General features: G+C 74.3%; 17 protein-coding genes. 10 read left to right on the plus strand and 7 right to left on the minus strand.

What is annotated here, in order from left to right:
* Positions 1–31: 31 nt before the first annotated feature.
* The 3 genes from ACGFMP_RS16595 (at position 32) to ACGFMP_RS16605 (ending at position 3,024) form a co-directional block, all read left to right on the plus strand.
* Positions 32–880 (plus strand): MerR family transcriptional regulator, encoded by an 849-nt coding sequence (locus ACGFMP_RS16595; RefSeq protein WP_393673080.1) that lies wholly within the window; start codon positions 32–34, stop codon positions 878–880.
* A gap of 192 nt (positions 881–1,072) precedes the next feature.
* The gene (locus tag ACGFMP_RS16600) at positions 1,073–1,960 is read left to right on the plus strand and encodes a hypothetical protein (protein WP_393673081.1); all 888 of its coding nucleotides are present in this window, start codon (positions 1,073–1,075) and stop codon (positions 1,958–1,960) included.
* 212 nt (positions 1,961–2,172) lie between these two features.
* Positions 2,173–3,024: an SAM-dependent methyltransferase gene (locus ACGFMP_RS16605; RefSeq protein ID WP_393673083.1), complete on the plus strand. Its 852-nt coding sequence runs from the start codon at positions 2,173–2,175 to the stop codon at positions 3,022–3,024.
* Here ACGFMP_RS16605 and ACGFMP_RS16610 read toward each other — a convergent pair.
* The gene (locus ACGFMP_RS16610) at positions 3,021–3,695 is read right to left on the minus strand and encodes a TetR/AcrR family transcriptional regulator (RefSeq protein WP_393673084.1); all 675 of its coding nucleotides are present in this window, start codon (positions 3,693–3,695) and stop codon (positions 3,021–3,023) included. The two genes, ACGFMP_RS16605 and ACGFMP_RS16610, sit on opposite strands and share 4 nt — an antisense overlap.
* A gap of 71 nt (positions 3,696–3,766) precedes the next feature.
* Here ACGFMP_RS16610 and ACGFMP_RS16615 point away from each other — a divergent pair, with 71 nt between their 5' ends.
* The 3 genes from ACGFMP_RS16615 (at position 3,767) to ACGFMP_RS16625 (ending at position 6,189) form a co-directional block, all read left to right on the plus strand.
* Positions 3,767–4,645, plus strand: coding sequence for an NAD(P)H-binding protein (locus tag ACGFMP_RS16615; protein WP_393673085.1), 879 nt, complete (start codon positions 3,767–3,769; stop codon positions 4,643–4,645).
* Positions 4,646–4,761: 116 nt separating this feature from the next.
* Entirely contained in the window at positions 4,762–5,271 is a 510-nt protein-coding gene (locus ACGFMP_RS16620; RefSeq protein WP_393673087.1) for an FBP domain-containing protein, read from the plus strand.
* A 99-nt stretch (positions 5,272–5,370) separates the two neighbouring features.
* Complete coding sequence (locus tag ACGFMP_RS16625; protein WP_393673089.1) at positions 5,371–6,189, plus strand: hypothetical protein; 819 nt, start codon at positions 5,371–5,373, stop codon at positions 6,187–6,189.
* Positions 6,190–6,204: 15 nt separating this feature from the next.
* Here ACGFMP_RS16625 and ACGFMP_RS16630 read toward each other — a convergent pair whose 3' ends face one another.
* Entirely contained in the window at positions 6,205–8,775 is a 2,571-nt protein-coding gene (locus ACGFMP_RS16630; RefSeq protein WP_393673091.1) for a tetratricopeptide repeat protein, read from the minus strand.
* 68 nt (positions 8,776–8,843) lie between these two features.
* Complete coding sequence (locus tag ACGFMP_RS16635; protein ID WP_393673093.1) at positions 8,844–9,290, minus strand: hypothetical protein; 447 nt, start codon at positions 9,288–9,290, stop codon at positions 8,844–8,846.
* A 334-nt stretch (positions 9,291–9,624) separates the two neighbouring features.
* On the opposite strand from ACGFMP_RS16635, the gene ACGFMP_RS16640 reads away from it, so the two are divergent.
* Entirely contained in the window at positions 9,625–10,677 is a 1,053-nt protein-coding gene (locus ACGFMP_RS16640; RefSeq protein ID WP_393673095.1) for a hypothetical protein, read from the plus strand.
* Between the two features lie 85 nt (positions 10,678–10,762).
* Here ACGFMP_RS16640 and ACGFMP_RS16645 read toward each other — a convergent pair whose 3' ends face one another.
* Positions 10,763–11,506, minus strand: a complete 744-nt coding sequence (locus ACGFMP_RS16645) for a histidine phosphatase family protein (protein WP_393673096.1) — start codon at positions 11,504–11,506, stop codon at positions 10,763–10,765.
* 59 nt (positions 11,507–11,565) lie between these two features.
* On the opposite strand from ACGFMP_RS16645, the gene ACGFMP_RS16650 reads away from it, so the two are divergent.
* A complete protein-coding gene (locus ACGFMP_RS16650; protein WP_393673098.1) occupies positions 11,566–12,390 on the plus strand; it encodes a tetratricopeptide repeat protein in 825 nt (274 codons plus the stop codon).
* A 260-nt stretch (positions 12,391–12,650) separates the two neighbouring features.
* Here the strand turns inward: ACGFMP_RS16650 and ACGFMP_RS16655 are convergent, their stop codons facing one another.
* Positions 12,651–13,682 (minus strand): HEAT repeat domain-containing protein, encoded by a 1,032-nt coding sequence (locus tag ACGFMP_RS16655; RefSeq protein WP_393673099.1) that lies wholly within the window; start codon positions 13,680–13,682, stop codon positions 12,651–12,653.
* A gap of 244 nt (positions 13,683–13,926) precedes the next feature.
* Positions 13,927–14,439 (minus strand): O-acetyl-ADP-ribose deacetylase, encoded by a 513-nt coding sequence (locus ACGFMP_RS16660; RefSeq protein ID WP_393673101.1) that lies wholly within the window; start codon positions 14,437–14,439, stop codon positions 13,927–13,929.
* Between the two features lie 217 nt (positions 14,440–14,656).
* Between ACGFMP_RS16660 and ACGFMP_RS16665 the strand changes: the two genes are divergently transcribed.
* Positions 14,657–15,166 (plus strand): DinB family protein, encoded by a 510-nt coding sequence (locus ACGFMP_RS16665; protein ID WP_393673102.1) that lies wholly within the window; start codon positions 14,657–14,659, stop codon positions 15,164–15,166.
* A gap of 128 nt (positions 15,167–15,294) precedes the next feature.
* Positions 15,295–15,699: a VOC family protein gene (locus tag ACGFMP_RS16670; protein ID WP_393673103.1), complete on the plus strand. Its 405-nt coding sequence runs from the start codon at positions 15,295–15,297 to the stop codon at positions 15,697–15,699.
* Between the two features lie 78 nt (positions 15,700–15,777).
* Here the strand turns inward: ACGFMP_RS16670 and ACGFMP_RS16675 are convergent, their stop codons facing one another.
* Positions 15,778–16,239, minus strand: a complete 462-nt coding sequence (locus tag ACGFMP_RS16675; RefSeq protein ID WP_393673339.1) for a MarR family winged helix-turn-helix transcriptional regulator — start codon at positions 16,237–16,239, stop codon at positions 15,778–15,780.
* Positions 16,240–16,367: the final 128 nt, after the last annotated feature.

Raw genomic sequence — 16,367 nt, forward strand, 5'->3', positions numbered from 1 at the left:
TCACCCTGCCCGAGACCGCACGCTGATCCCCGTGGAGACCAAGGACCTGCTGCCGATCGGGCAGTTCGCGCAGGCCACCGGCCTGTCGGTGACGACCCTGCGGCACTACGACACGGCCGGCGTGCTGCCCCCGGCCGCCACCGACCCGGCCACCGGCTACCGCTACTACGCGCGCGCCCAGGTCGGCCGGGCCCAGCTGGTGCGCGCCCTGCGCCAACTCGACGTCCCCGTCGAGCGGATCCGCGTCCTGCTGGACCGCCATGCCGAGGGCGCCGACATAGTCCCCGAGCTCGACACCCGGGTCCGCGCCGCGGCGCAGCGGGTCCGCGGCCAGCACGTCGTCCTGCGCGGCCTGATCGCCGCCCTGACCGAAGGAGAAGGAATGAGCCCCGACATCAACCTTGGCCGGCGCGGCGCGATCCACGCCCTGGCCTGCCGTGCGTCCGTCGACGCGGCAGGCCTCGACGCCTTCGCCCGGTCCGCCTACCGGACGCTCTACACCGAAGCCGGCAAGGGCCCGCTCTTCCTGCCCGTACCCGCGTTCATCCGCTACCACGGCCCGATGACCGACGACTCGACGACCGAGGTGGAGGCCTGCCTGCCCTACGAGCCGGAGGCCACCGTGCCGGGAGAGCCGGCGGCAGGCGTCCACCTCGTGCACCAGCAGGAGACCCCCTTCGCGAGCACCGTGGTCGAGGGCGAGGACGCCGCGTGGCCCCGCATCCAGTCGGCCTACGACGCCGTCGCGGCCTGGATCTCCGCCCATGGCTTCGTCTTCGACGGCCCCGCCCAGGAGATCCACCACCGCTGGGGCGGGGCACCGGGACACCCCCGCAACCGGATCGAGGTCGGCTGGGCCGTCCGCGACACGACGGCCTGACCGCACCGCGGCACGGGGGCCGGCGGCCCGATGGCGGGCCGCCGGCCCACCCGGACGGCCCGTTCGGACCGCCCCGGATGGCGGAGAGCGCCGACAGGAGGTGCCATGTGACAGAGCGCGCGCTCAGCGGAGCGCGCCGCAACCCGCACGGTGTGTGCTCACCCGTGGCACGTCGGCAAAGGGAGCCGCGCCATGTCGTCCCCATCCCACCCCGCAAGCGACGAGGAACCCGCCACCTCCGGGCGCGGAGACCCCATACGCACCCTGCTGTGGACCGCCGCGACGGCCAGGCCGCTGGCCGAGGTCGCCGCCCTCGTCGGTCTGATCAGACGCACCCCGCGGCTGCGCGGCCGCCGCCCCGCTGCCACGGCCTCCCCGCCGGGCGCCGCGCGCCGGTTCGCCGCGCCGCCCGCAGCGCTTCGGGGCACCGCTGGGACGGGCAAGGCCCCGCACGCCGCGGCGGCCGGTCGCCCCACCGCGGCGCCCGCGACCCCGTCCGCCATCCTCGGCCCGCCGCCCGGGGGAGCGGCCGGGTCGGCGCCGCCCGCCGCCCCGGCCCACGGGCCCGCCCCGGCCTTTGCCGCCCAGCCGCACGCGCCGGCTGCCGTACCGCTCGCCGACCCCGCCGCGGGCCCCAGGGACGCGCCCGCTGGGAACGGCGGCGAACAGCGGCGGCGCGCCGGGTCCGCGCTGCGGTGGGTCACCGCCGGGCTGCTGCCGGTGCTCGGCCTGATCCAGCTGCCTGCCGACCCCGCGGGACTGCCGGCCGTCGGCTACACCGACGACCTGTCTCCGGCGCTCGCAGTCGTCTGCGTCGCGCTCTCCGTGCTCCTCGCCCTGCGCGACGCCGTATGGGTGTGGGCACTGGTCGCGGTGGCGGCCGTCGCCGCGCTGCTGCTGCACGCACTGACCGCGCTGCTCGGCACCGCCGACCTCCTGCGGCACAGCGTCGGCAGCGCGCTTGCGGGTTCCGGCGCCGCGCAGGCGGCCTGCGCCGCCTTGGCGGTGCTTGCAGCCGCCCTGGCCGCCGCCGCCCTGCTGGGCCGCCCGCGGCCGGTGGCCACCCCCGACGAGGCCTGACCCCTCCACGCGCGCCCCGGGCCCGGCCGCACCTCGCGGCCGGGCCCGGGGCGCGGCGGCGCCCTCGCGGAATGATCAACGGGCGTGAAAACAAAGGGCGTTGGGAGGGGTGAGGCGCCGGGCCTTCCGGGCCGCGGCCTATGATGGCGGCCAGGAAAGCGGTGATCACCCGGGGTCCGGCCCGGGGCCTGAGTGGCGGCGGGGTAGTGGACATGACGGACGAGACGACGCTCGACGACACGGAATCCGTACCCGGGCCGCAGGCCGGCATCCGTACGGACATACCGCACAGCGCGCGGATGTACGACTACTACCTCGGCGGTCGGACGAACTACCGTCCGGACCGCGAGGCGGCCGACGAGGTCGCGACCATCTTCCCCGGCATCTTCCGAGCAGCCCTGGAGAACCGGGACTTCATGCACCGCGCCACCCGCGTGCTGGCCCGCTCGTACGGCATCAGGCAGTGGCTGGACGTCGGCAGCGGCATCCCGACCCGACCCAACCTCCACGAGGTGGCGCAGAGCGTCACCGAGGACGCCCGGGTGGTCTACGTCGACCACGACCCGATCGTGCTGAACTACGCCCGTGCGCTGCTGCGCAGCACCCCGGCCGGCCGCACCGCCTATGTACAGGCCGACGCCACCGACCCCGACTCGATCCTGTCCGATGAGACGCTGGCGGCCACCCTCGACCTGTCCCGGCCGGTCGCCCTGAGCCTCAACGCGCTGATGCACTTCATCCCCGACGACCGCGACCCCTACGGCATCGTCTCCCGGCTGATGGCGGCGCTGCCCTCGGGTTCCGCGCTGGCGCTCAGCCACTGCACGCCCGACTTCGCCCCCGAGGTGTGGGCGGAGATCGAGGGCGTCTACCGCAGGTCGGGGACGCCGGCCCAGGTCCGCACCCGGGAGGAGGTCGAACGCTTCTTCGACGGCCTCGAACTGATCGACCCCGGAGTCGCCCTCGGACACCGGTGGCGCCCGGAGGAGACGACGCGCACCGACGTCCCGAGCGTGTCGGACGAGGACGTGAGCCTGTGGGCGGGCGTCGGGATCAAGCCCTAGCTGTTCTGTCCTGGGAGCGTGCCAGCCGGCCGGTGCGCGCTGCGGCCGGGCGGTCGGCGCCCCGGTGGCAGGGCCGCGGCGACGGCGGCGCGCACCGGGGCGAGGTCGACGTCCGCGGCGATCGACGCCTTCTGCGGCCGCTCGGTGATCAGTTGCCCGGTGCCGAACAGCGCCCGCAGGAAGCGCGGGTGGATGGTGTGCCCGACGAGTTCGTGCGCGATACGCGTGCAGTCCGCGGGCGGCAGCGCGTAGTGCTCGCCGATGTGGTCGGCCAGGCGCTGGTGCGCCGAGTGGAAGATCGCGTCGTAGTACCGGGCCGTCGCCTCGGGCAGACGCTCGGCCTCGGCGATTCCCAGCCGGCACATGCGCACGGTCGGCTCCCACAGCAGCATCTGCAGGAACCGGCCGCAGTAGAGCACGACGGCTTCCGCGCTGTCCTCCGCGTACTCGCCGGGTGTCCTGAGCCGGTCGAGGTACAGCTCGCGCACCAGGTCGACGACGGCCAGGAAGAGCTTGTCCTTGCTTTCGAAGTGCGCGTAGAGCGTCCGCTTCGACGTCGACGCGCGCGCGGCGAGCGTGTCCATCGAGGCGCGCTCGAAGCCCGTTTCCAGGAAGACGTCCTTGGCCGTCCGCAGGATGTGGTCCCGCAGTTCATCGCCGCGCCTTGCCATGGGTCCTCCCTGTGCAGCAAAGTAAACGGTACGGTAGAGTTTACTTTCGTCGAGCCGGCTAGGAGAGACGCATGATCGTCGTCACCACACCCACCGGAAGTATCGGCCACCAGGTCCTCGCGCACCTCATCGAGGGCGGCGCACCGGTCCGGGTGATCGCCCGCGACCCCTCCAAGCTGTCCGCGGACATCCGCGAACGGGTCGACATCGTCAAGGGGTCGACACAGGACACCGCCGCGGTCGCCGAGGCCTGTGCAGGCGCCGACAGCGTGCTCTGGGTGCTGCCGCCCGACCCGCGCGCCGAGAGCGTCCACGGCCACGTCATCGGCTTCACCCGGCCGCTGTGCGACGCGATCGCCTCCGAGGGCGTCCGACGGGTGGTCGGCGTGTCGAGCCTCGGCAGGGGCAGGGCCAGGAACGCCGGGCAGATCTCCGCGGTCCTCGCGATGGACCACCTCATCGAGAGCACCGGGGTGCACTACCGCTCGCTCGGTATGCCCGGCTTCATGGAGAACATGCTCCGGCAGGTGGGACCCCTCAGGGACCAGGGCGTGTTCTTCGGCCTGCTGCCCGGCGACCGCAGGACCCCGGCCTGCGCCACCCGCGACATCGCCGCCACCGCCGCGGCACTGCTGCTCGACGACACCTGGACCGGTCAGCAGGACATACCGCTTCCCGGCCCGGAAGACCTCTCGCCCGACGACATGGCCGGGATCATGTCGGAGGTGCTCGGCCGCCCGATCACCTACCGCCGGGTCGACCCCGAGACCCAGCGGGCCGCCCTGATCGGCCACGGCGTGAGCCCGGCGTGGGCGCAGGGCCTGCTGGACATGGCGGCCGCCGCGGAAGCCGGCGTCTACGACACCGTGCCGCGCCCCTCGTCGGCCGCCTCCCCGACGACCTTCCGGCAGTGGTGCCAGGACGTGCTGCGGCCCGCCTTCGCGGCCTGACCCCACCCGCGCCGCCGCACACCCGGCGGCGGTGCCCGGCGCGGAACGCGACCCGCGCCGGGCACCCCGGGAAAAACCGGTCGAAGGCGCGCACCGCACCGGGTAGCTTCGCCGTCATGGACGCCCTCACCGACGCCGAACTGCGCGCCTCCTTCGTGAACTGCTCCAAAGGAGAGGCCAAGCGGATCAGCCTGCCCCGAGACCTGTCGGAACTGCCCTGGGCGGACCTGGACTTCGTGGGCTGGCGGGACCCGGGGGCGCCGGACCGGGCGTATCTGGTGAGCCCGGTGGACGGTGCTGAGCCGGTGGGCCTGGCGCTGCGCGTCGCCCCGGGCGCCCGGCGGAATCTGCTCCGCAGCAGCCTGTGCGGGCTGTGCCTCACCGGGCACGGCGGTGGCGGCGTCGACCTGCTCGCCGCCCCGCTCGCCGGACCGGCGGGCCGGCAGGGCAACACGGTGGCCCTCTACATGTGCGCGGACCTCGCGTGCTCGCTCTACATCCGCGGCAAGAAGACCTCGCCGCTCGTCCGCCGCATGGAGGAGACGCTCACCCTGGAGGAGCAGATCGCCCGTACCCGGCGCAATCTGGACGCCTTCCTCGGCAAGGTCACCAGGACTGCCGCCTGACTCACGCCCGCGCGGACCGCCGCCCGAGGGGAACACGTGATCGGATACTCTCCCGGCGGGGAGATCCGGCAGTGCGTCAGCACGGGAAGCAGGCAGGTCGTGGGGGCAGGCAGACGTGTGGTCGCCGGCGCCGTGTGCGCGCTGGCCGCGGCGGTGCTGAGCGGGTGCGGACCGGGCGACGCGGGACGGGTGGCCGTCGGCAGGACCTCGGCGTCGTCCCCCGCGGCGGATCCCACGCGTACCGCCGCCACCCCGGCACCGAAGCCGAAGCCGAAGCCGACGCCGACCGAGGACGAGCTGGCCGGTGAGCTGTCGTTCACCTACCACGGCACACGGCCGGAGAAGGAGACCATCAACCAGACCGTCGACATCAAGAACGACGACGAGAGGTCCCTGGTCCCGACGCTGGTCTACACGGCCCTGGACTCCCATCGGCGGGTGCTGCCCCATGTGAAGGTCCGCACCGTCTACGGCAGCGACCGCGGCACCCTCGCCGTGCCCTACGGATACGGCCTCGACATCCTGCGCTTCTCCGGGCAGGGCGAGCACGACGTCGCCGACGTGCGGGTGACCGTGCGCGGCGTGCGGCTCGCCCCGCACCGCGCCGGCACCCAGGAGATCACCGTCCAGCCGATCAGCGCCAGCGGGGCGAAGGTCGACAAGTTCAGCCGTTTCACCGCACTCCGGCTGACCAACCACGACGCCTTCGACGTGTACGTCCGGATCGCCTACCTCGTGTACGACCAGCCGTCCAAGGGCCATTCCCAGCAAGCCGTCGCGGTGACCCCGATCGGCGGTCTGGTCCGGGTGCCGGCCGACGGCCTGGCCCTGGTGAAGGTCACCGGTGCGGCGGCCGCCGCCGTGGCCCGCTATTCACACGGCCCGGCGGTCAGCGTCAAACCGTACCCGTCCCTCTGAACCCGCCGCGCCCACCTACCGGTTGCCCGGCGGCTCGCGGCTCTCCCGCTGCCAGTGGAAGAGGTTCGACCGGGTGATCCGGGTGTGGGGGTGGTCGGGGCCCAGCACGCGTTCCCGGTCGGCCAGCAGTTCCGCGTAGGCGGTCGCCGCGCCGGTCGCGTCTCCGGCCCGTCCCCGCCAGTGGGCGAGGTTGTTGCGGGTGGTGAGGGTGTCGGGGTGGTCGGGGCCCAGCACGCGCTGCCGGTCGGCCAGCAGTTCGGCGTAGGCGCTGATGACGCGGGCCATGTCCCCGGTCTCCCCGTACCAGTGGGCGAGGCCGGCGCGGGTGGTGAGGGTGTCGGGGTGGTCGGGGCCCAGCACGCGTTGCCGGTCGGCCAGCAGTTCCGTGTAGGCGGTGACGGCGCCGGTGGCATCTCCGGCCCGTCCCCGCCAGTAGGCGAGGCCGGCGCGGGTGCTGAGGGTGTCGGGGTGGTCGGGGCCCAGCACGCGCTGCTGGTCGGCCAGCAGTTCGGCGTAGGCGGTGACGGCGCCGGTGGCGTCTCCTTGCTCCCCCTTCCGGTGGGCGATGTTGCCCCGGGTGGTGAGGGTGTTGGGGTGGTCGGGGCCCAGGACCCGTACGTAGTCGGCGAGAAGACCGGAGAAGGCCGCTTCGAAGTCCTCGCGGGCCGATGTCCTGGCCTGCCAGAAGACCACCTGGTGGCGGGCCATGAGGGTGTCCGGGTGGTCGGCGCCCAGGACGCGCGTGCGGTCCTCCAGCAGTGCGGTGAACGCCTCCACGGCGTCGGCGGCGTTCCCCGTCTCGCTCTGGGTGTAGGCGAGGTTGCTGCGGGTGGTGAGGGTGTCGCGGTGGTCGGGGCCCAGGACGCGCCTGCGGTCGTCCAGCAGCGCGGCGAAGGCCTTCACGGCCCCGATGACGTCCCCTGCCTCCGCCTGCCAGAAGGCGAGCTCGCTGCGGGCGTCGAGGGTGTCGGGGTGGTCGGGGCCCAGGACGCGCCTGCGGTCGTCCAGCAGCGCGGCGAAGGCGTCCCTGGCACCGGCGGCGTCCCCGGCCTGTCCCTGGCACAGGGCGAGTTCGTGCGTGGCGGCCATGGTGTCGGGGTCGTCAGGGCCGAGGAACCGCCTGGTCGCCTCGGCGACGCCTTCGAAGTGCCGGAAGGCGGCGTTGACCTGGCCGCACTGGCTGAGGCTGCGTCCGTGCCGGAAGAGCAGGGGGTGGGCGCGGGGCTCGACGAGGGCGGAGCGGGCGTGAGTGACGAGCGTCGCGGCGTTGAAGCGGAGGCTCTGGGTGAGGTCGGTGTCCCTTTCGATGTCGGGCCAGGCGGTCAGCAGGGCGTCGGCGGCGGCGCGGGCGCTGTCTTCCCGCTGGGCGGCCGTGAGGGTGTCGCGAGTGGTGCGCTGCACGAGCGCGTGGACCCGGACGGCGCGATGCGTGTCGGCGGGAGTGTGGTCGATGAGGCTGAGGCGGTGCAGCACCCGCAGGGCCAGACCCGCCTGCGCGGCCGTGACCGGCGGCCCCGCGCCGTCCGGGCGCCCGCCCGCCGGGTCGGGGGTGCGGTGCCCGGTGAGATGGGAGAGCGCGGGCGCCGAGGTCAGCACGGTCTCGGGAATACCGTTGGGGTCGAGGAAAGCCGCGAGATGGAGCAGCGGGCGGGCCAGCCCCGACGGGCGCATGGCGTCGGCACGTTCGAGGGACAGGTGCCATGCGGCGGCCGCGGGGCGGGTCTGGCCGTCGGGCAGCGCGTCGGGCGCCGCGTCGACGAGCGTCGCGGTGCGGTCGGCGAGCAGCCGGCGGTAATCCGCGCTGGTCATGGCCGTGTCGCTCATATAGGCGGCGGCCTGGGACAGCGCCAGCGGAAGGTGCCCGAGCTGCTCGGCCAGCGCGGCCAGATCCTCCCGGGTCTCGGTCCTGCCGTGCTCGGCCAAGGCGGTGGCGAGGTACGCGATCGCATCCGCGGGGGTGAACAGGCCGACGTCGATGCGGCGCCGCCCGCCGACGGTCATGGCGGCGTCGCGGCGGCGGGTGGTGACCAGTACCCGGCCGGTGGGGCCGGCCGGCGGCCACAGCCCGGCCATGTCGGCGGGGTCCGCCAAGTCGTCAAGCACGATCAGCCACCGGCAGCTGGGCTGCGCCGCCTTGGGCTCGAGCCATGCCAGGAAGGCGGCCGCGGCCGCGTCCGGGTCGCCGGCATCGGTGCCCAGCAGGTCGGTGCCTGCCCTGGCCAGGCCCGCGATGACGGCCGCGCGGCTGCTCGCCGTGATCCACACCAGCAGGTCGAGTTCGCCGTCGGTCCAGGCGGTGCGGGCGTGGTCGGCGGCCAGTTGGGTCTTGCCGACCCCGCCCATGCCCACCAGCACCCGGTCGCTGCCCGAGGGCTGGGCGGGGGCCGCGCCGCCGGTGTCGGTGAGGTCCCGGCCCAGCCTGGCGCGTTCGCTGCGGTCCTGGAAGGAACCGGCCCGCGGTGGGATGACCCCGACCTGGTGCGGCAGCCGTGCGAGCGCCCGCACCGCACCGTAGAGGTGGGTGTGCTGGTTGACCTGGCCGATGTCCCGTGCCGCGGCCACCCCGCCGGAGGTGGCCGCGGCCATGGTGCGGGTGCCGGCGTCCGGCGGGCCGGCGGACGCCGGCGGGCTGTCGGATGTGGTGCCGGGAGCGCTCAGCCCTGTCGCGTGCCCGGCGGCGGAGGGTTTCCCAATGTCACGTTGCCCATGCGCAGCGCCGCGGCGGAGCCGTGGTCGGCCTTCAGCTCGACATTTCCGCCGACGGCGATGCCGTCACCGGTGGCGGTGACCGTCCCCGCGCCCCCCTCCGCCTCGCGCAGGTCGGCGACGGCCTGCTCCAGCGCGGAGCGCAGCTCCGGATCGGCGTCCAGGGCGTCGTCGAGAGCGTCGGTCAACCGGCGGCGGGTGCGCTCGCTGATCGCCTCCTCGCCGCCTGGAGCCTGCCGGTCGGCCTGCTCCAGGGCAGGGTCATCGCCCAGCGCGCGGGACACGAGATCGTGGACCCTGCCCATGCCGGCCTCCACCGCCCGGTCCACCTCGGCATCCGCCGCGCCGGCCGCCCCGCGGGCTTTGCGCACCAGGTACGCGCACACGTACCCCACGACAATCTCCGCACCGAACACCTGGGTCTTCCCCCTTGCACGTACCTGACCGTGTGTGAGCCGACGGTAACGCACCCCGCCGCCGTCCGGCAGGGCAATCGGCTGCTCCCGTACGAGGCGGGGGCGGGCGAGCGGGCCGAGGGGCTCCCGCGCCGGAGCCCGCGGGGGAGTGCGTCCCCTCGCGGGACCCCTGGGCCGCGGGGTGCCGGCCCGCTAACGTTCTGGAACCAGGAGAAGTCGGGGCCGTTGTCCGGATCGCCGCGCAGACCGGAGGACAGGCCCTCGGCCGGGCCTTGGCCTGCCTGCCGGCCGGGGTGCGCAGAAGGGGACCGTCGTGCTCGATGACAAGGACGTTCTGGAGGCCGTACAGCGCCGTCTCGGTGCCGGCAGCCCCGTGGCGGTGACCCTGCCGGGCGCCGCCGAGGTCACCTGGCACCCCCTTCTCGAAGGTGCGATCGAGCGCTGCATCGAGTCCCGCAGGCAGGACGGGCAGCGGCACGACGGCCGGATCGATCTGTCGGACCGGCCGGTGTACGACTCGCTGGCCGGCATATCCCTCGACCCGCCCGCCTACCCCTACACCCCGATGACGCGGAAGCTGGTGCGACGGGGCTCGGTCGAGGAGAAGCTGTGCGACTGCGGCAACGGGCAGGTCGCCTGCCAACGCTGCCGCGGCCAGGGCGACCTGCCCTGCGAGGCATCCGTCCCCTGTGCGGCCTGCCACGGCATCGATCCGTGCACCCGCTGCCACGGCACCGGGCGCAGGAAGGGCCAGGACCGGGCCGGTGCCGTCACGCCGCCCGCGGACCTGGTCGGCTGCAAGAGGTGCGGTGCGGCCGAGACCGCGTGCCCCGGGTGCCGCGGGCAGGGACGCGTGCCCTGCCCCGTCTGCGAGGGCAAGGGCAAGCGCGACTGCCCCGACTGCCGGACGGCGGGCACCGTGCCCCACAAGAGCTGCGGCGGCACCGGCGGGACGGTGACCTGGACGGAAGCCGTCATCACCCGCACGCCGAAGAAGGTCGCGATACGGCTGTCCGAGACCCGGCCTGCCCGTCCGGCAAGGCTGCTCGCCCGCCACACGGGAGACTGGAGCACGACCACGCTGGCGCCAGGCGACCCCCTGCCGCCGCACCTCGCCAAGGAGTTCACGACCCTTCAGTCGGACCTGGCGGCGGAGCCCGACGAGATCGCACGACGCGCCACCCTGCGGTATCTGCCGCTGGCCCGGGTGCGGGTGCACCAGTTGGCGGACCGGGTCTACTACGTCTTCCCGCGCAACGACACCCTCCGGGTACGGGCCCTGCCCTCCCGGCACCGTACGTGGCAGATCGCCGCCGCGGCTCTGGCGGCCCTCGCACTCCTCGTCCTGCTCGCCAACCTCCTCTGAACGACAGGGATGCCTGCCTCCGGCCTGGCGACGACCCGCCCGCGCGGGCCCCCGGGGGCTCGGCCGCGGCCCCCGCCCGGCCGGCTCACGGCGCCGCGTCCCCGGTCAGGTGGGCGGTGGTGGCCCAGGCGGTGAGCCGCAGCCGGCGGCCGTCGCCCTCCCACGCGCAGACCGAGGCGTTGGGAACCGGCGTGACGCCGTCAGGCGCGGGGGCGCCGATGCCGTCGATCACGTGGCGCAGGGCGACCATGACGCCGTCGTGGGCGACCAGCAGCACCCGCCGGCCGGGCAGTGTGCGGTCGAGCCGGGTGAGGAGGTCCCCGACCCGCAGGGCGACATCGGCCAGGGACTCGCCCCCGGGCGGCCGGTAGGCCCAGTCACCCAGCCGGGCACGCCGCTCGGCCTCCTCCGGCGCCCGCTCCTGGAGGGCGGCGGGCGGGTGCAGTTCGAAGACGCCCATCTCGCGGTCGCGCAGCCGCTCGTCGACGAGCATCCGCGGCACGGGGCAGCCGCCGTCCGACGCCGTCCGCGCCATGGCGGCCCAGGTCTCGCGGGCCCGCCGGTAGGGCGAGCAGACCACCAGGTCCGGGCGCAGGGCCTGCCCGAGACCGGCGAACCAGCGCCCAAGCGCGGCGGACTGCACCGCCCCGAGGTCGGAGAGTGCGACATCCGCGTCGGCCCCGGCCACCGGCAGCCCGGTATCCCCGGTGCGGGCCGCCTCCGCGAAGGCGACGTTCGCGGCACTCTGCCCATGCCGCACCGCGACAAGACCTGCCAAGGCGAGCGGTTCCGCCAGCCCGGCCGGATCCGGCGGTTCCTGTCTGTGCATCAGCGACGCCCCTCTCCACCGGTCACGAGCGTAATGGGCGCGGTCCGTATGCTCCCGGCATGAAGCTCTTCGGAAAGCGGGGTCGCGACGACGCCGGACGGGCGACCGGATCACCTCTGGCCCAGGCCACAGCCCTCTATCTTGCGGGGCGTTATGCCGCAGCCGAGGCCGAGGCCCGCGCCGTCGCCAGGTCCCGGCCGCATGACGACCAGTACGGGCCGCTGGCACTGAGCCTGGCGGCGATGGCGACGGGCGCGCAGGGCTGCCACGCCGAGGCCGTCGCGCAATACGACGCCGTGCTGCCGGACTTCGGCAGGATCTTCGGCGCGGAGCACCCGCAGACCTTGAAGCTGCGCTCCGACCGGGCCCAGCAGCTGACCTCGCTTGCCCGGCACGCCGAGTCCGAGGCGGAGTGCGCGGCCGTCGCACGGACGGCGGACCGCGGCACCGGGCCGGAGATGGAGCTCATAGCCGGGGCGGCCCGCAACGGCCTGGTCTTCGCCTTGAACGCCCAAGGACGCCACCAGGAGGCGGAAGCGGTCGCCGCGGAGGCGCTCGCCGCCCACCGGGGACAGGGCCGGTTGGCCGTGGTCCTGCGGCTGGGCCTGGCCCGCAGCCTCAACGGCCAGGGCCGCCACGAGGAGGCCGTCGCCGAGGCGGAGCGCATCGACGCGCTGCGCCGGAGCCTGCCCGAGGAGGACTGCCGCGTGGAGACCGGCGCCGTCGAACTGGTCATGGCCAACGCCTACCTGGCGCTGGGCCGCCAGAGCGAGGCCCGCTCCCTGGCCGCCGCGGCCCACACCGCATGCCGTGCCGCCTTCGGTGCCGACCATCGGCGCACCGTCGAGGCCGGGGAACTGCTCGACCGCATCGACGGTGCCTGACGGCGGGGGCCCGTCCATCGAGATACGGGCAGGGCGGCGGGCACGGGAGTTCGCTCATCTGAGTGCCGGGCGTCAGGGGCGGCGGCTTCGGGATCGGCGAGGCTGCCCGACATGAGGGTGCGGACGTGCTCGGTGATGTGCTCGGCGGGCCCCACCAGGCCTCCGCGTTCCGGGACACCGGTTGTGGCCGTACGTGCCCGGCGCGGCGCCCAGGGCCGCGGGCGCCGGCCGGGGGAGGGGCGCGTGCGGCCGCGAACGCCTTACCGGCGTGCGGACTCGGACTCGGACGCGACGAGTCCGGCCGCGAGCGCGGGGTCGCCGTCCGCGCGGCCGAGCAGCGCCTCGACGTCGTAGACCGCGGGACCGCGCTCCGTGTCGAGCCCGAGGGTCAGCCCGCAGTCGAAGCGCTCCATGTACAGGCAGGCGTCCAGGTCGGGCCGCAACTGATGCAGGGCGCACACCAGTTCCCAGGCCGACGTGTCCAGCAGGGCGCGCTGCCGCGGGTCGCATGCCCGTACGGCCGCCTCCGCCTCGGCGACGCCGGGACCGTACTCCAGCAAGGCGGGAAGCAGTTCGGGCACCCCCATGATCTGCGCCGCGCGGAAGGTCAGGACGTGCGCGCCGTCGGGATCGTCGAGCAGGTCCGCGAGCAGCGGGACGACGCGCAGGACATGCCGCCGGGCGAGCCCGTGGATGCCCTCCTCGCGGGCGTCCGCGTGCTCGTCGGCCGTCCGCTCCCACAGTGCGGTCCGTATCGCGCGGCTGTCGGCCTCGGACTGGAAGCCCAGCGTGAAGGTCGCCCAACTGCGCACTTCGGGATCCTCGTCGCGGGTCAGTGTGATCAGGGCGCGGATGTCGGGCCCGTCCGGCTGCCCGCTGGTGATGCCCGCGAAGGCGCCTGCCACCTGCTGCCTGACCTCGGCGTCGGGATGCCGGGAGAGGGTGGCGAGCACGGGGACGGCGCGCCGGTCGTACGTCATCTCGACGGCACGGGCCAGGGACGACAGAACGCGTGGCTCGCTCTCCAGCCCGGCGAGCGCGACCAGCGCGGCCGCCGCCTCGGCGCGGACCGCCTCGTCGCGGTTGCTGGCGTGGCCCAGCAGGTCGCAGCCCACCTCGCGTTCGAGCGCATCCTGCGACGCGATCAGGCCGAGGCCGAGCGGCAGTGCCCCCGGACTGCCGGCCGCCTGCCACAGCAGCGTCCCGTAGTCGTCCCACTCATCGGTCTCCCGGGCGGCGCGCGCCGCCGCCACGGCCTGTCCGACCACTTCCACCGCCCTGCCGGTATCCATCCGCGCAGTCTGGCGCACGAAGGGCGCAGGCACCATCCTCCGCTCCCCGCCGCGCGGTTGCGCGCGACGGCCGGGTGTCCCGCCCCGCAGGCCGTGCGATGCGGCGGCTCGGCGAGGTCACAGCGCCTGGCTGCACACGGTCTACCGGTCGTTCGCCCGACCACGCCCCATGGGCGAGGTGTGCGGCCTCATCGGACAGCGCGGACTGTGCCGCCCGGCGCCCAGGGCCGGTGAGGTTCCGCCCTCACCCGTGGAGCCGGCCGGCGAACGCGGCGTAGGCCGTCTCGTCGAAGAGCACGAACCGCACCTCGGCCACCGCGGTGTCCGCGTCCCGCACGGTCTCCAGGGCGATGCGCGCACCGTCGTCCAGCGGCCAGCCGTAGACGCCGGTGGACACGGCGGGGAAGGCGACCGTGGCGGCGCCCAGCTCGTCGGCGACCCGCAGCGATTCCCGGTAGCAGGACGCGAGTCGGGCCGAGCGGTCCTCCTCCACCGACCACACGGGGCCCACCGTGTGGATCACCCAGCGTGCGTCCAGGCGCCCCGCCGTGGTGGCGACGGCCTGTCCCACGGCGAGCCCCTTGCCGTAGTGCGAGGCCCGCAGGGCCCGGCAGGCGTCGAGGATCTCCGGTCCGCCGTGGCGGTGGATGGCACCGTCGACACCGCCCCCGCCGAGCAGCGAGGAGTTCGCGGCGTTGACGATGGCGTCGACGCTTTGCCGGGTGATGTCGCCCTGGACGAGTGAGACGGCTGTCATGGCTTCATGCTGCCCTACCGGGACCGATCGTGCCGCGATGGTGCAGGCCGGGTCGGCGGGCCCGCCCCTTCCCGGGGGCCGCGCGACCCGCACGCACGCTCGGGCCGCGGCGGCGCGGCACGTATGATCACCGCCACGAGCCGCGCCGTGACCGAGGTGCGGGCAGTACCCCGGACGGATGAGCCAGGGGTACGGGTGGCGACAAGGGGCGTGCACGGTGACCGGCGACGATCGCACAGGACCGCCCAACTCCGGCAGCGAACGCGAGATGCTCAGGGCCTTCCTGGACTACCACCGGGCGACCCTGGCCATGAAGTGTGAAGGACTCGCCGACGAGGAGCTGCGCCGGCAGTCCATGCCGCCGTCGACGCTCTCGCTGCTCGGCCTGGTGCGGCACATGGCGGAGGTGGAACGCGCCTGGTTCCGCCGGGTGTTCGAGGACAACGACGCGCCCCTGGTCTGGTCGAGAAGGATCGACTTCCAGGCGGCCTACGACGCGAGCTCGTCGACACGGCAGGAGGCGTTCGGGGCCTGGGAGGCCGAGGTGGCCAACTCGCGCAGGATCGAGCGTGCGGCGGAGTCCCTGGACGAGACCGGATACCAGCCGAGATGGGAGGAGCAGGTGTCGCTGCGGATGGTGATGCTGCACGTGCTCCTGGAGTACGGCCGCCACAACGGGCATGCCGACTTCCTGCGCGAGGGCGTCGACGGGACCGTCGGCGCCTGAGCGCTCAGGGTCGGCCGCGGGCGCCGGGAGTGGCAGGGAAGCCGGCGTACGGGGACCGAGGGGGCGGGGAATCGTGCGGCCGGGCGCCGGGTTGACGGGTCCGTACCCGTCGACCCCGAGGAGCAGACATGTCCGACCAGCCCGCCGTCCGTGAACTCCGCCTGGTGGTCACGGCAGACGACTACGACGCGGCGCTGCACTTCTACCGCGACGTGCTCGGCCTGACCGAGCGCGGCGCGTTCTCCTCGCCCGACGGGCGGGTCACCATCCTCGACGCCGGCAGGGCGACCCTGGAGCTGGCCGACCCCGGGCACGCGGCCTTCGTGGACGACGTCGAGGTCGGGCGGCGCGTGGCCGGCCACATCCGGGTGGCCTTCCGGGTCGACGACTCCGCAGCCGCCACGTCGGAGCTGGCTGCCGCTGGAGCCGAAGTGATGGCCGAGCCGACACGCACCCCGTGGAATTCGCTGAACTCCCGGTTGGAGGGCCCCGGCGACCTCCAGCTGACCCTGTTCACCGAACTCGACGGGTAGGGCCGCGTCGGCGGTCGCGGTGGCCTGACCGGGGGGAAGCGGGTGGCGGCCGGCGGCGGCCGCGGACCGGCCCGGACGTCAGGAAGCGCCCTCGTGCGACTGCGCGGCCAGCGCGATGCGGCGCAGCATGTCCGACAGGGCGCGGCGCTCGTCGTCGGACAGGACGCCGAGGAGGCGGTACTCCTCGTGCCCGACGACATCCATCGCGCCAAGCCATATCGCCCGCCCGGAATCGGTCAGCTCGACGTCGACCCGGCGCCGGTCCTTCGTCGACGGTGTACGGCGCACGAAGCCGCGGCGCTCCAGCGCGTCGAGGCGACCGGTGACCGAGGCGGGGGCGAGGTCGAGGTCGGCGGCGAGCTCGGAGGGGGTCGCCCGGCCCGCGCGGGCGGCGAGCTTGTGCAGGGTGTCGAACTCGTGACGCTCCAAGGCGTGGTTGACCAGCGACCGTTCGCGGACTTTGCCCAGATGCGAGGTGATCTTCTGCATCCGGGTCACGGCGCCCTCGATGTCGGGATTCATGTCCGGAAGCACCGTCATCCACCGGTCGATGTGCTCGTCGGTCCTGTCGCGTCCCCGGGGTTCCTTCTTCTCCACGGTGCCCAGCCTACGTCCCGGCCCTTCGGCAGCTGAAGGTTCGGCGCCAGATAGTTCGTTGACGAAAGTTC

Origin of the sequence: Streptomyces sp. NPDC049040 (assembly GCF_043197715.1) — a bacterium.
Taxonomy (GTDB): domain Bacteria; phylum Actinomycetota; class Actinomycetes; order Streptomycetales; family Streptomycetaceae; genus Actinacidiphila.

Excerpts from the sequence above, each read along its gene's own strand:
- ACGFMP_RS16600 (WP_393673081.1), top strand. The coding sequence starts at position 1,073 with ATGTCGTCCCCATCCCACCCCGCAAGCGACGAGGAACCCGCCACCTCC.
- ACGFMP_RS16605 (WP_393673083.1), top strand. The coding sequence starts at position 2,173 with ATGACGGACGAGACGACGCTCGACGACACGGAATCCGTACCCGGGCCG.
- ACGFMP_RS16610 (WP_393673084.1), bottom strand. The coding sequence starts at position 3,695 with ATGGCAAGGCGCGGCGATGAACTGCGGGACCACATCCTGCGGACGGCC.
- ACGFMP_RS16615 (WP_393673085.1), top strand. The coding sequence starts at position 3,767 with ATGATCGTCGTCACCACACCCACCGGAAGTATCGGCCACCAGGTCCTC.
- ACGFMP_RS16620 (WP_393673087.1), top strand. The coding sequence starts at position 4,762 with ATGGACGCCCTCACCGACGCCGAACTGCGCGCCTCCTTCGTGAACTGC.
- ACGFMP_RS16630 (WP_393673091.1), bottom strand. The coding sequence starts at position 8,775 with ATGGCCGCGGCCACCTCCGGCGGGGTGGCCGCGGCACGGGACATCGGC.
- ACGFMP_RS16645 (WP_393673096.1), bottom strand. The coding sequence starts at position 11,506 with ATGCACAGACAGGAACCGCCGGATCCGGCCGGGCTGGCGGAACCGCTC.
- ACGFMP_RS16650 (WP_393673098.1), top strand. The coding sequence starts at position 11,566 with ATGAAGCTCTTCGGAAAGCGGGGTCGCGACGACGCCGGACGGGCGACC.
- ACGFMP_RS16655 (WP_393673099.1), bottom strand. The coding sequence starts at position 13,682 with ATGGATACCGGCAGGGCGGTGGAAGTGGTCGGACAGGCCGTGGCGGCG.
- ACGFMP_RS16660 (WP_393673101.1), bottom strand. The coding sequence starts at position 14,439 with ATGACAGCCGTCTCACTCGTCCAGGGCGACATCACCCGGCAAAGCGTC.
- ACGFMP_RS16670 (WP_393673103.1), top strand. The coding sequence starts at position 15,295 with ATGTCCGACCAGCCCGCCGTCCGTGAACTCCGCCTGGTGGTCACGGCA.
- ACGFMP_RS16675 (WP_393673339.1), bottom strand. The coding sequence starts at position 16,239 with ATGACGGTGCTTCCGGACATGAATCCCGACATCGAGGGCGCCGTGACC.